Origin of the sequence: Paenibacillus glycanilyticus (genome assembly GCF_051200795.1) — a bacterium.
GTDB lineage: Bacteria > Bacillota > Bacilli > Paenibacillales > Paenibacillaceae > Pristimantibacillus > Pristimantibacillus glycanilyticus.
Window position 1 is genome coordinate 1,587,739 of sequence record NZ_CP195155.1, and the last position, 12,330, is coordinate 1,600,068.

The 12,330-nt window shown below is 54.8% G+C and carries 8 protein-coding genes and 1 other annotated feature; of the genes, 5 read left to right on the top strand and 3 right to left on the bottom strand.

Annotation, left to right across the window (positions count from 1 at the left end):
• Positions 1 to 96: 96 nt before the first annotated feature.
• The 3 genes from ACR9FF_RS07205 to ACR9FF_RS07215 all read right to left on the bottom strand — a co-directional run bounded on the left by ACR9FF_RS07205 (position 97) and on the right by ACR9FF_RS07215 (position 2,247).
• The gene (locus ACR9FF_RS07205) at positions 97 to 1,368 is read right to left on the bottom strand and encodes an MFS transporter (protein ID WP_116393894.1); all 1,272 of its coding nucleotides are present in this window, start codon (positions 1,366 to 1,368) and stop codon (positions 97 to 99) included.
• Positions 1,369 to 1,503: 135 nt separating this feature from the next.
• Positions 1,504 to 1,980 carry a MarR family winged helix-turn-helix transcriptional regulator gene (locus ACR9FF_RS07210; RefSeq protein WP_116393893.1) on the bottom strand — a complete coding sequence of 159 codons (477 nt, stop codon included), beginning with the start codon at positions 1,978 to 1,980 and terminating at the stop codon, positions 1,504 to 1,506.
• A 120-nt stretch (positions 1,981 to 2,100) separates the two neighbouring features.
• Positions 2,101 to 2,247 (bottom strand): hypothetical protein, encoded by a 147-nt coding sequence (locus tag ACR9FF_RS07215; protein ID WP_162862759.1) that lies wholly within the window; start codon positions 2,245 to 2,247, stop codon positions 2,101 to 2,103.
• A gap of 337 nt (positions 2,248 to 2,584) precedes the next feature.
• Between ACR9FF_RS07215 and ACR9FF_RS07220 the strand changes: the two genes are divergently transcribed.
• The 5 genes from ACR9FF_RS07220 to ACR9FF_RS07240 all read left to right on the top strand — a co-directional run bounded on the left by ACR9FF_RS07220 (position 2,585) and on the right by ACR9FF_RS07240 (position 12,141).
• Positions 2,585 to 3,427, top strand: a complete 843-nt coding sequence (locus ACR9FF_RS07220; protein WP_435169994.1) for a sensor histidine kinase — start codon at positions 2,585 to 2,587, stop codon at positions 3,425 to 3,427.
• Positions 3,424 to 4,134 (top strand): response regulator, encoded by a 711-nt coding sequence (locus ACR9FF_RS07225; protein WP_201006467.1) that lies wholly within the window; start codon positions 3,424 to 3,426, stop codon positions 4,132 to 4,134. The genes ACR9FF_RS07220 and ACR9FF_RS07225 overlap by 4 nt, the downstream gene beginning before the upstream one ends.
• 80 nt (positions 4,135 to 4,214) lie before the next feature.
• Positions 4,215 to 4,461: a binding site (T-box leader), on the top strand.
• A gap of 65 nt (positions 4,462 to 4,526) precedes the next feature.
• Positions 4,527 to 5,558, top strand: a complete 1,032-nt coding sequence (gene pheS / locus ACR9FF_RS07230; RefSeq protein WP_116393890.1) for a phenylalanine--tRNA ligase subunit alpha — start codon at positions 4,527 to 4,529, stop codon at positions 5,556 to 5,558.
• Positions 5,559 to 5,576: 18 nt separating this feature from the next.
• The gene (pheT, locus tag ACR9FF_RS07235) at positions 5,577 to 8,024 is read left to right on the top strand and encodes a phenylalanine--tRNA ligase subunit beta (protein WP_435169997.1); all 2,448 of its coding nucleotides are present in this window, start codon (positions 5,577 to 5,579) and stop codon (positions 8,022 to 8,024) included.
• Between the two features lie 214 nt (positions 8,025 to 8,238).
• Entirely contained in the window at positions 8,239 to 12,141 is a 3,903-nt protein-coding gene (locus ACR9FF_RS07240; RefSeq protein ID WP_435169999.1) for a hypothetical protein, read from the top strand.
• The last annotated feature ends 189 nt before the right edge of the window (positions 12,142 to 12,330 follow it).

Here is a 12,330-nt window from a genome sequence, read left to right on the forward strand (position 1 = left end):
AACGTGGGATAGTGAATGGCCGGATAGTACGTCATGTGTGTTAAAAAAACCTCGGACACTCCTTATTCAAGGAGCTGCCCGAGGTTTTTTACAGCATTAAGCCTGAAGCGTCATGTCTTTGCGCTCCGCCAGATGCCGTTTTACCCGGATGGCCATCAGGGAAGCGAAGAAACAGGTGAAGCCAGCGATAACAAAAGCCTGCGTGTAGCTGCCAAGCCAGTCGCGCATAACGCCTGCGCCGTACGCGGCGGTTGAAGCGCCGATCTGGTGAGCTACCACGATCCAGCCGAAGATCATGCCGGACTTTTCTTTGCCGAAGGTTTCGCCGGCGAGCTTGGCGGTAGGCGGTACGGTCGCAATCCAGTCCAGGCCATAGAATACGGAGAAAATGACGAGCATAGCCGGAGTGGCGTCAAGCGCGTAAGGAAGGAACAGCAGCGACAGCCCCCTCAGACCGTAATACCAGAACAGCAGCCAGCGGCTGTCGAAGCGGTCGGACAACCAGCCGGATATCGTGGTGCCAAAGAGGTCAAAGATTCCCATCATCGCGAGCAGTCCCGCAGCGGCAACCTCCACCATCCCGTGATCCCCGCAGGCGGCAATCAGATGTGTGCCGATCAGGCCGTTTGTAGAGAAGCCGCAGAAAAAGAAAGTGCCGGCGAGCAGCCAGAACGTTTTGTTTTTCATCGCATAGCCAAGATTCTGGATAGGAGACAGGAACAGATTGCCGCGGAACGGCGTAGGCTTAACGATTTCATCCGTACCGTAAGGAGCGGCACCCACATCGGAAGGATGATTTTTCATCCAGATGGCAACCAGCACAAACACCGTCACGATACCAGCAACAGCCGTATACATCGCGGAGCGCCAGCCGTAATCGGAGGTCATTTTGGCAAGCAGCGGCAGGAACAACAGCTGTCCGGCAGCGGCGCTTGCCGTCAGCATACCGACAACCAGCCCTTTTCGCTTCACAAACCACAGGTTGCTGACGGTAACGCCAAGCACGTTGGCCATCATGCCGGTTGCAAGGCCGGAGACGAGGCCCCACAGCAGATCGAACTGCCATAACGCTGTAATGAATGGCGTAACGGCAAGGCTTGCGGCCAATACCGCTAGAGCGATAAGCACGACCTTACGGATGCCGAAGCGCAGTAACAGGGCAGCGGAGAACGGACCAACCAGACCGTATAGTAAAATGCCGATGGATGCTACGCTGGAGATTTCTCCCCGGCTCCAGCCGAATTCGTCCTGGAAAGGGATCATCAGTACGCTTGGCATGGAACGAATGCCTGCCGATACCAGCAGGGTAACGAAGGTGAGCAGAACGATTATCCACCCGTAATAAAACTTGCTCTTGACCTGATTCATGTCGCACCTCGACTTAATTTGTTTGTACATACAAACGTATGGACATAAATAGTTCGGATAAAGGAACTATGGCAGAAGCTTTGATTTAAACCCATTTCGAGTTGCAACAGTATGACTTATTGCAGTTACGGGCCGTTATTTCTCCAGCTGTTCGCTTGTTGTTTCCAGAGATAGCGTCAGCTGCGCCGCAGCTTCATTGCCAAGAATCGCTTGGTACGATTCAAGCAGCTTTTTGGAAGCGGCACGAATCGCTGGCTCCAGCTCGCGGCCTTTATCCGTCGGATAGACCAGAACGGTTTTCCCTTGCACCTTGCGCTCGACAAGCTGTTTGGCTTCAAGCTTATCAATAAAGCGGGTTAAGGTAGAAGGGGTAATATACAGCTTCTCGGATAATTCCTTTTGCGTAATGCCGGGTTTGGCGACACTGAGACGAATGACATAGCCATAACCGGGTGCAAGCCCCGTGGTAGCAAAAGCATCGTCTGCCATGCGGGTAATCGCTCTGCTTAGGCGGTTCGCCGTAAAATATAAGCAGGTATGCAGGAAAGCTTCGGGATTTTCCACTTGTTGTTCAATATCCGCAGCCGTTGCCGGGTCGATGTCTTTTGTCATATCCTATGCCCTCCTTGGGGTTTGATGACTTCTATTTTGTATGTACAACAAAAATAATTCAAATTCAATTTCCTGTCAATAGAAAAACGCCCCCATGCCCAAAATGGAGGCGTTATGAATCTACTTATGCTCGTCCTCGGACTCGTAAGCGATTAAGCTGATTGTTGAACCCATCTGGCCGGTTAGCTTTTGCTCTAATTGTCGGATCTCTTCAAGCGCTTCCGTATGGCCTTCAAGCTCAGCAAGCTTGAAATGATTATTGGTCATTGGTATTCCTCCTCTCTAATTTTCATTGTGCTCGCGGTTGAGCATTCTTATACGAATTGTTCTTTCGCAAGGTGTCTAGTACACTTGGAGGGGAGTCCACTATGCGATTACCCGGGAAATGTTATCTGCGTTAATCATTTAGAGCATTAGTGATGTGCGATCATTCATTAAGTTAATGCTTACGAATAGGTGATCGCTTACGAATCATGAATCATCACATCCAGCCTACATCAGGCTGTATAGGTGACAATTCTTTAGGTGATCGCTTACGAAGTATGAATCATCACGAGCAGCTTTTAAGCTGCTTGTGTTCTAATTCATTTTAGGAGATGCAAAAATGTCCTACAAATCCCTGAAATTTTTAATATTATGGATCCCTACTATCGTCGTTGGTTTATGGGAGTACGTCCGGCACGTCTTTCTGCTTCCGTACGTTTCCATGGAGCTGGGGAATTTTTTGGCGCCGGCTCTTGTATTTCTGTTTACGTTAACTTTATTGCGCGGATTGTTCGGCAGGCTGGAGCAGACGCAGGAAGCCCTTCAGCGGGAACGGGTGTCCAAGGCGTCCTTTCAGCAGCGGGAGCAGCTGGCCCGCGAGCTGCATGACGGCATCTCCCAATCGTTATTCCTGCTCTCCGTTAAGCTGGATAAGCTGGAGCGTATGGAGCTTGGAGATGATGCAAGGGACACAACCGTTCAAATCCGGCAGACCGTTAAGCATGTGTACGAGGATGTCCGGCAGTCCATCGCAAATTTGCAGTCCCCGGCTGTAGTCGTTGACGATTCATGGCTGACCGCGATTCATGGCGCGGTGAATGATTTATTGCAAAACAGCGGCATTCGCGCAAAGCTCGATTGGCAGCTGCAGGAAGGCGTATTATCCAACAAACAGCTGGTCGAGCTGCAGTCGATTATTCGGGAAGCGCTTATGAACGTCAGCAAATACGCGCAGGCGACCGAGGTTCGGGTCATTAGCCGGCAGCAGGGCGATGAGGATTTTGTATGCGAAATAAAGGATAACGGGGTTGGGGCGGAACCTAGCCAGATCGATGCAAAGGATCGATACGGCATTCGCATGATGCGGGATCGCGCTGAGCAAATGGGCTGGCTGTTTGACATAAAAAGCGCGGTCGGCGAAGGAACAACGGTACGCATTCAATCCGGAGGTGAAGGGAAATGAGTGAAGCAAACGGGCAGATTCGCGTTTTTTTGGTCGATGATCATCCCCACGGAAGGGAAGGTATGCGGGAAATTATCGGAGCGGATCCGGAATTTACGGTTGTCGGAGAAGCGGCCAGCGGCGAGGAAGCCATCGCCCGCATCGATGACGTGCTGCCCGATCTGGTGCTGATGGACATCAACATGCCGGGTATGGGCGGGCTTGAGGCGACGCAGCAGCTGAAATACCTCTATCCGTCCCTGAAGATTGTTATGGTGACCGTCTCCGACGACATAACCCATCTGTTCGAAGCGATCAAGCGGGGAGCCCAAGGTTATCTGTTCAAAAATCTTTCTCCTTCCGCCTGGAGGGAATATCTCCGGGCCGTTGTGGATGACGAGGCGCCGATGTCGAAGGAAATTGCCTTCAGGCTGCTGCAGGAATTTACTTCGGCTGCTTCGTCCAACGGGACAAACCCGGCAAAGACCGGTGCAAGAACTGGCGTTGCCAGTGATGCTTCGGCAATGACAACGCCGCTTACTTCCCGAGAGAAGGATATTCTTGAACGGGTGGTGACGGGAGAATCGAATAAAGAGATTGCGGTTGCCTTCGGATTGTCCGAGCATACGGTCAAAAACCATTTGAAGAACATTTTGCAGAAGCTTCATCTGGATAACCGCGTTCAGCTTACCCGTTATGCCTATGAACAAGGGCTGCTCGAAAAATAAATTTGCCTTGGCAGCGAATGGTTGCAAGGAAATAAGGAAATGCATATAATATAGATTATTGTGTCCAAGTGTAAAAATGGATGAAAGCTTTGATGGAGATAAGTAAGCAGGGCTTCCGTACAGGGAGAAGACGCCATGGATTGCGAGCGTCTTTACGGGATTAGGCTGCCGAAGTTCACTCCGGAGCAGACGCCTGAACCGCTGCAAGCCGCTAATGGCTTACGGCGAATTAGGGAAGGTCCGGTTCCCGCCGTTAACGGGATTTGAGGGGTTGCTGTTATTATGGCAATCCGAATTAGGGTGGTACCACGGTCTTTCGTCCCTTGCGGGGAGAAAGGCCTTTTTTTGTTGCTATTTTGTTTTAAATTCCACAGTGGAGGCGAGATTTTACGATGAAAGAACGTTTGGAAGCATTGCGCGTAGAAGCGCTGCAAGAGCTGCAGCAGGTTGACAGTCCGCAGCAACTGAATGATTTGCGAGTAAAGTACTTGGGTAAAAAAGGGGCGCTGACCGAGATTTTGCGCGGCATGGGCGGCCTGAGCGCGGAAGAGCGTCCGGTTATCGGCCAAGTGGCCAATGATGTTCGCGCCGCAATCGAAGGCGTAATCGACGAGAAGCAGAACGCGTTCCTCGCTGCCGAGACGGAAAACCGTCTTCGCGCGGAGACGATTGACGTCACGCTGCCGGGCAAAGCGTTGCCGACGGGCGCGGTGCATCCGCTGAACAAAGTCGCGCAGGAAATCGAAGACGTATTTATCGGACTTGGCTATTCCATTGCCGAAGGTCCGGAAGTCGAGACGGATTATTTCAACTTCGAAGCTCTTAACCTGCCGAAAAATCACCCTGCCCGCGATATGCAGGATTCGTTCTACATTACGGAAGACATTCTGATGCGCACGCATACGTCGCCGGTACAGGTTCGCACGATGCAGCAAATGAACGGCAAGCCGATCAAAGTCATCTGCCCGGGCAAAGTTTACCGCCGCGACGACGACGACGCGACGCATTCGTTCATGTTCAATCAGATTGAGGGCCTTGTCGTTGGCCCTAACATCCGCATGAGCGACCTGAAGGGCACACTGCTGCAGTTCGTTCAGCAAATGTTTGGAGAGCAGGCGCAAATCCGTCTTCGCCCAAGCTTCTTCCCGTTCACGGAGCCAAGCGCGGAGGTTGACGTAACCTGCGTGCAATGCGGCGGCCATGGCTGCCGCATGTGTAAGCAAACAGGCTGGCTTGAAATTCTCGGCTGCGGCATGGTGCATCCGCGCGTTCTTGAGATGGGCGGCTACGATCCGAAGGAAGTGAGCGGCTTCGCGTTCGGCATGGGCGTTGAGCGTATCGCGCTTCTGAAATACGGAATCGACGATATCCGTCACTTCTATACGAACGATCAGCGGTTCTTAAGCCAATTCGCGAGAATGTAAAGGGAGGGGAAACAAGCGATGAAAGTATCTTACCAATGGTTAAATGAATATATCGATTTGACAGGCTATACAGGCGAGGAATTAGCCGAAAAAATGACGCGTGGCGGCATCGAGATCGACAGCGTGGAATCCCTGAATAAAGGGGTTTCCGGCGTTGTTGTCGGTTACGTGAAATCCCGCGAGAAGCATCCGGATGCCGACAAGCTTAGCGTATGCAAGATCGATGTCGGTACGGACGAAGAGCTTCAGATCGTGTGCGGAGCGAAAAACGTGGACGCCGGCCAAAAGGTGCCGGTTGCGATGATCGGCGCGAAGCTGCCGGGAGATTTCGCAATCAAACGCGCGAAGCTGCGCGGCGTGGAATCGCAAGGCATGATCTGCTCCGCGAAGGAGCTTGGCATTAACGACAAGCTTCTGCCGAAAGAGCAGCAGGAAGGGATTCTCGTGCTCCCGGAATCGACTCCGGTCGGCACGCCAATCGGCGAAGTGCTTGGCATCAACGACGAGGTGCTTGAGCTGGATCTGACGCCTAACCGTTCGGACTGCCTTAGCATGCTGGGCGTTGCTTACGAGATTGGCGCCTTGACCGGCCGCGAGGTTCGCGTTCCCGAACCGGCCGTCAACCATGCGGCAGACCATGCGGACAGCCATATTGCCGTATCGATCAGCTCTCCGGAGCAATGCTCGCATTACAGCGCGCGTTACATCAAAGGAGTGAAGGTTGGCCCATCCCCGCAATGGCTGCAAAACCGCCTGATCGCGGCGGGTATCCGTCCGATCAGCAACGTGGTTGACGTAACAAACTTCGTTATGCTGGAATACGGCCAGCCGCTGCATGCTTTTGACGCGGATGCCATTACGACGGGCCGAATCGACGTTCGTCTGGCGAAGCAAGGCGAGAAGATCGTTACGTTGGATGATCAGGAGCGCACGCTTGAGCCTCATATGCTTGTTATTACGGATGGGGAGAAGCCTGTTGCCCTCGCTGGCGTCATGGGCGGAGCGAATTCCGAAGTAAACGAGAAGACGGTTAACATTTTGCTGGAGTCGGCGAAGTTCGACGGCGGCACGGTCCGCAAAACCTCCCGCCAGCTTGGCCTCCGTTCGGAATCGAGCATCCGCTTCGAGAAGGAAGTGGATCCGGCCCGCGTTATTCCGGCGCTGAACCGCGCGGCTGCTCTTATTGCGGAGCTTGCCGACGGTCTTGTGGCAGAAGGAATCGTGGAAGCGGTAATTGCAAAATCGGAGCCGGCCGTTGTTGAAGTAACGCTGGACAAAATCAACGGCTACCTCGGAACGGAGCTGTCGCGCCTTGAGGTTCAAACGATTTTCGACCGTCTGCATTTCAGCTACCGTCTGTCCGATGCCAATGACCAATTCGCTGTAACGGTGCCGACGCGCCGCGGGGACATTACGCGCGATGTTGACTTAATTGAAGAAGTAGCCCGTTTGTATGGCTACGACAATATTCCTACTACGCCAATTCACGGCGATGTGACGCCTGGCGGGCTGACCAAGCCGCAGACGATCCGCCGCGAGCTGCGCAGAAGATTGACCGATGCCGGCCTGCATGAAGTGATCACGTATTCGTTCACGGGTCCTTCCCGCACGGAGCTGTTCCCCGAATTGACCGGCAAGGATCTGAAGGCGGTGAAGCTGGCTATGCCAATGAGCGAGGACCGCAGCGTTCTGCGTACTACGCTGATCGCTCAATTGATCGAGACGGCGACGTATAACCGCAACCGCAAAAATGAATCGTCCGCTATTTTCGAGATCGGCAGCGTCTTCCATACGGAAGAAGAGCAGCTTACGCGCCTTCCGAAGGAGAAGCAGCGCCTGGCGGTATTGCTCACGGGCAACCGTGTAGACGCGCAATGGAACCGTAAAGCGGAGCCGGTTGATTTCTACGACGCCAAAGGCGTTCTGGAAACCGTGGTTGACGTTCTTGGCTTGACCTCGAAGGTTCGTTACGAATCGGCTCAGCCAACGAACTTCCATCCGGGCAGAACGGCAGCGGTTATCGTGGACACCGCTCATGGACCGGAAACGATCGGTTACGTCGGCCAGCTGCATCCGACTTTGCAGCATGAAAGCGACCTTGCCGATACGTACGTGGTAGAGGTGGAATTAGGCACGTTGTATGAGCTGGCTGATTCCGGCATCGAGTACAAGGCGCTTCCTCGTTACCCTGCTATGCAGCGCGATATCGCCGTAGTGCTTGACCAAGCTGTGCCGGCTGCGAAGCTGACGGACGTTGCTTGGGCCGTTGCAGGCGAATTGCTTGAGTCCGTTCGAGTGTTCGACGTGTTCACCGGCGAGAAGCTTGGATCCGGCAAGAAAAGCGTTGCCGTAGCGCTTGTTTACCGCCATGTGGACCGCACGCTGACCGACGAAGAAGTGACCGAGCTGCACGGCAAAGTCGTAGCCGAGCTTGAGCAATCTTTTGCCGCAGAATTAAGAAAGTAGGCAGGAAACCTTTTAAGCCGCATCGAAATAGTTCCTTGTGAACTTTCGATGCGGCTTTTTTATGCTGAAAGGCGCTAAAAAGGGTTCAAAAGATGAGTTTTTTCACATATTTGAAACTTTCGCAATCGATTTTTGTTACATAGATGAAGGCAAATGTTTGGATTTGCGTACGACTTAAAAAAACGCGAGGCGTTGAATAGGAGGATAACCCAGTATGGATGCTGACCAAACCGTAGTAACAGTTGATATATACGGACATCAATATAAGCTTAAAGGTCATAACAATGCTGATTATATAAAGCGGGTAGCCGGCACGATCGATGACGCCATGAAAAAGCTGGCGATTGGCAATCCTCGTCTCGATATGCCCAAGCTGGCCGTTCTGGCCGCCGTTCAGATGACCGAGGAGGTTTTCCGGCTTCGCCGCGAAAACGATACGCTTCACGACGCCGAGGCCAAGCGGCTTGTGCTGGTTGATTTGCTCGAGCAGGCAAGCCGCCTGGAGGTTTCGCTGCGCGAGGAGCTTGCGGCTGTTCAGCAGAAGTCCAAGGCAGAGCTGGAAGAGCTGCGGGGAGAATATGATACCGAGCTTGCCGCCGCGAAAGAGGCTGCTGCCGAAGAGCTGGCTGCGAGGCTGGAAGAAGCAGCCGAGTTGCTGGCTTTAGCCCAGGCGGAGGCGACGGAGGAAATCGAGCGCGTTCAAGCGCTTGCCGCGGAGCAGCTGGAGCGGGAGCTCGAGATTGCGCAGGCAAAAGCGGAGGCCGAGCTGGAGCGCGAGCGTGCGAGAGCGGCGGAAGCGTTAGCCGCGCAGCGGGCGGCAGCGGAGCAAGAGCTCGAGCGGGAACGAGCGAGAGCGGCGGAGGCGGCGGACGAGCTGGCGCTGGCGCAGGCGCTAGCCGCGGAGGAGCTGGAGCGCGAGCGGGCGAGAGCGGCGGAGGCGTTAGCCGCGCAGCAGGCGACAGCGGCGCAGGAGCTCGAGCGGGAACGCGCGCGAGCGGCTGAAGCTGCGGAGGAGCTGGCGTTAGCCGAAGCGCTAGCCGCGGAGGAACTGGAGCGCGAGCGCGCGAAGGCTGCGGAAGCGCTGGCGGAGCAGCTGGAGCGGGAACGAGCGAGAGCAGCGTCAAGTTTGGCGGAGCAGCAGGCGAAGCTGAACGAAGAGCTGGAGCGTGAACGTTTAAGGGCCGTTGAAGCAGCCGAGGAATGGGCGCTGGCGCAAGCTTTGGCGGCTGAAGAGCTGGAACGCGAGCGCGCTGCGGCAGCGGCAAGTTTATCTGCGCAGCAGGCGCAGGCGGCACAGGAACTGGAGCAAGAGCGCGCGAAAGCAAGCGAAGCTGCGGAGGAGCTGATTTTGGCGCAATCCCTGGCCGAAGAAGAGCTGGAACGCGAGCGCGCAAGAGCGGCGGAAGCGTTGGCCGCTTTGCAGGCACAGGCCGCACAGGAGCTGGAGCAAGAGCGTACGAAAGCATTGGAAAAGCTCGCTGAGCAAGTAGAGCGAGAGCGTGTGGCAGCTGCACAAGCACTAGCAGAGCAGCAGGCGAAGGCTGAGGAAGAGCTGGAGCGCGAACGGATCAGAGCGGTAGAAGCGGCTGAAGAATTAGCGCTGGCGCAAGCTCTTGCAGCAGAAGAGCTGGAACGCGAGCGCACAGGAGCAGCGGAAGCGTTGGCCGCTTTGCAGGCACGTGCCGCACAGGAGCTGGAGCAAGAGCGGGCAAGAGCCGCGGAAGCCGCAGAGGAGCTGGCGCTGGCGCAAGCACTTGCAGCAGAAGAGCTGGAACGCGAGCGTGCAAGAGCAGCGGAAGCGTTGGCCGCTTTGCAGGCCCAGGCCGCACGGGAGCTGGAGCAAGAACGGGCGAGAGCAGCGGAAGCCGCAGAGGAGTTGGCGCTGGCGCAAGCTCTTGCAGAAGAGGAGCTGGAACGCGAGCGCGCAAGAGCAGCGGAAGCGTTGGCCGCTTTGCAGACGCAAGCTGCACAGGAACTGGAGCAGGAGCGTATGAAAGCCGCGGACGTACTAGCCGAGCAAGTAGAACGCGAGCGTGCTCGGGCTTCGCAAGCACTAGCAGAACAGCAAGCGGCGGCAGCGGAGGAGCTTGCCTTGGCGCAAGCCTATGCCGCGGAAGAATTGGAGCTGGAGCGTGCTAAAGCCGCAGTGCTTGCGGAACAGCTCGAACGCGAACGCGCGAAAGCGGCTGAAGTCGCAGACGAGCTGTTGTTGAACCAAACGCTTGCCGCGGAAGAGCTTGAGGTTGAACGTATTAGAGCGGCGGAAGCTTTGTCCGCCCAGCTGGAACAAGAACGCTCTGTATCGGCGCAAGCCCTCTCGGAACAGCAGGCGGCAGCGGCACTTGAACTGGAACGCGAGCGAGCGAAGGTAGCGGAAGCCGTAGACGAGCTTGCCTTGGCCCAAGTCATCGCTGCAGAAGAGTTGGAGCAGGAACGCGCAAAAACGCTGGAGCTTATACAGTCGAAGGAGCAGCAGTGGCAAGAGCAGCTAGCTCAGCTGGAACAATCGCTGAAGGCCGATTTCGAACGCCGCCGCAATGGCTGGATTGAAGAGCGTACCAAACTTCTTACGAAATTGTCCGAGCTGGAGCAGGCTTGGAATCAGGATAAACAGCTGCACGAGCTTCGTCTTGAGGCTGCGGATGAACACCTGATGCAAGCAATGGAGCAGGAAGAAGCGCTGCGTGCTTCTATCCGGACGATGGAGCAGCAATCGAATGAGCTTGATCAGCAATACGCTGAGGTAAAAGAGCAGCTGGAGGAAGTTTCTCAGCAGTATGCGATATCGCTTGAGAAAATCGGGCAGTTGGAGCAGCAAGCTTCCAAGCAGCTGGAATTGCAGACGGCCATTGAAGTACTTGCCGCGGAACAAACCGAGAAGCTGCAGCAATTGCAGGAGCAATTCGATCTTCTTCAGGATGAAATGGTGAAGCAGCAGCGCCAATTCGAAGCAGAACGCTCTGTTGTCGAGCAGCTTCACGCGGACCGATACAGCGAAGCGGAACGCCGACTGGAGGAACAAGCGCGTCAGTTGACAGAAGCATCTGCTATTTTTGAAGAAAAAGAGCTTGAACTGGAACTTCAATACGAAGAGGACAAGCACAAGCTGGAGCGTAAGTATCAAGAGCAGCAGGAGCAGCTTGAGCTGCGTTTTGCCGAGCAGCAATTTGAATTGAAGGAACGCTATGCGCAGCAATACGATGAGCTGAAGCAGCAGCTTGAAGCCGTTCAGTCGACGAATCGGGAGCTGGAAGACCGGCTGCAAGCACAAAATGCCGCCATGGCAGAGCAGCAGGAGCAGCAAATTGCCGAGCTGGAGCAGCGTCATCAAGAGCAGCTTCGTTCCCTCGAACGGCAGTTCACCGATCAGAATGAATTGCTAGAGCTTCAATACATGGAGCAAATCGAGCTGTTGGAACGTCAGCAGCAAGAGCTCAAGGCAGAGTGGGACGAACGGGAGCAGGAGAATAACCGTAAACTCGAGCAGCAGCGCCAGCTGTATGAGCAACGCTACGAGGAGCGTCTATCGGAAGCGGAAGATCGTTACTCCGAGCTTCTGGCGAAGCAGGAAGAGCAGCAGCATAGCCTGCGCTCTCGCATTGAAGAGTTAGAGTCTTTACTGAAAGAGACGGAGCTGCGCAGTCTTGAAAAAGAAGAACAGCTTGCGGATTCAACAAAACGCGAAAACGAGCTTTTGGAACAGCTGGAATATACCGCTGCTCGCGAACGCATTACGGTACAGCAGATCGAGGTTGCCTCGCAACAGATCAAGGAGCTTAACGAGAAACTGCGGGCTGAGCAGCAGCTTGCGGAGCAAGCGAAGCAGGAAGCGGAGCGTCTGACGGAATCGGAACGTGCCTCCGAAGCAGCAGAGAAGTCTCTTCTTGAGGAGCTCGAAGCGGCACGGAAAGAAGCGGCTGCAGCTGCGGATCTGCGGGTATTGCTGGATGAACAGGCACAAGCATTGGCGGCTGAGCATCAGGATGCTTCCGGGGAAACGGAAGCCCTCCGCGAGGAACTCCGCGTACTTGGCGTGAAGCATGAGAAGCTGGAAATCGAATACCGCAAGCTTCAAACGGAATACAATGAATGGATTGAGCTGATCGAGCACAGTTAAGCCGTACTAACAAAAGAGCCGCCTGCTAAAAATGCAGGCGGCTCTTTTATGCCTATTGGTATAGGGGGTGGAAAAGGATCGGGGCGTTTCCGGCAGGCTTAAAGATGCGCGACATCGTAAAGGTATAGTGAAAACGGCCTTTGCGAGAGCTTAACGATGCGGCGCATCGTTAAGAGAGCTGCTAGGGCT

Excerpts from the sequence above, each read along its gene's own strand:
- ACR9FF_RS07205 (WP_116393894.1), bottom strand. The coding sequence starts at position 1,368 with ATGAATCAGGTCAAGAGCAAGTTTTATTACGGGTGGATAATCGTTCTG.
- ACR9FF_RS07210 (WP_116393893.1), bottom strand. The coding sequence starts at position 1,980 with ATGACAAAAGACATCGACCCGGCAACGGCTGCGGATATTGAACAACAA.
- ACR9FF_RS07215 (WP_162862759.1), bottom strand. The coding sequence starts at position 2,247 with ATGACCAATAATCATTTCAAGCTTGCTGAGCTTGAAGGCCATACGGAA.
- ACR9FF_RS07220 (WP_435169994.1), top strand. The coding sequence starts at position 2,585 with ATGTCCTACAAATCCCTGAAATTTTTAATATTATGGATCCCTACTATC.
- ACR9FF_RS07225 (WP_201006467.1), top strand. The coding sequence starts at position 3,424 with ATGAGTGAAGCAAACGGGCAGATTCGCGTTTTTTTGGTCGATGATCAT.
- pheS (WP_116393890.1), top strand. The coding sequence starts at position 4,527 with ATGAAAGAACGTTTGGAAGCATTGCGCGTAGAAGCGCTGCAAGAGCTG.
- pheT (WP_435169997.1), top strand. The coding sequence starts at position 5,577 with ATGAAAGTATCTTACCAATGGTTAAATGAATATATCGATTTGACAGGC.
- ACR9FF_RS07240 (WP_435169999.1), top strand. The coding sequence starts at position 8,239 with ATGGATGCTGACCAAACCGTAGTAACAGTTGATATATACGGACATCAA.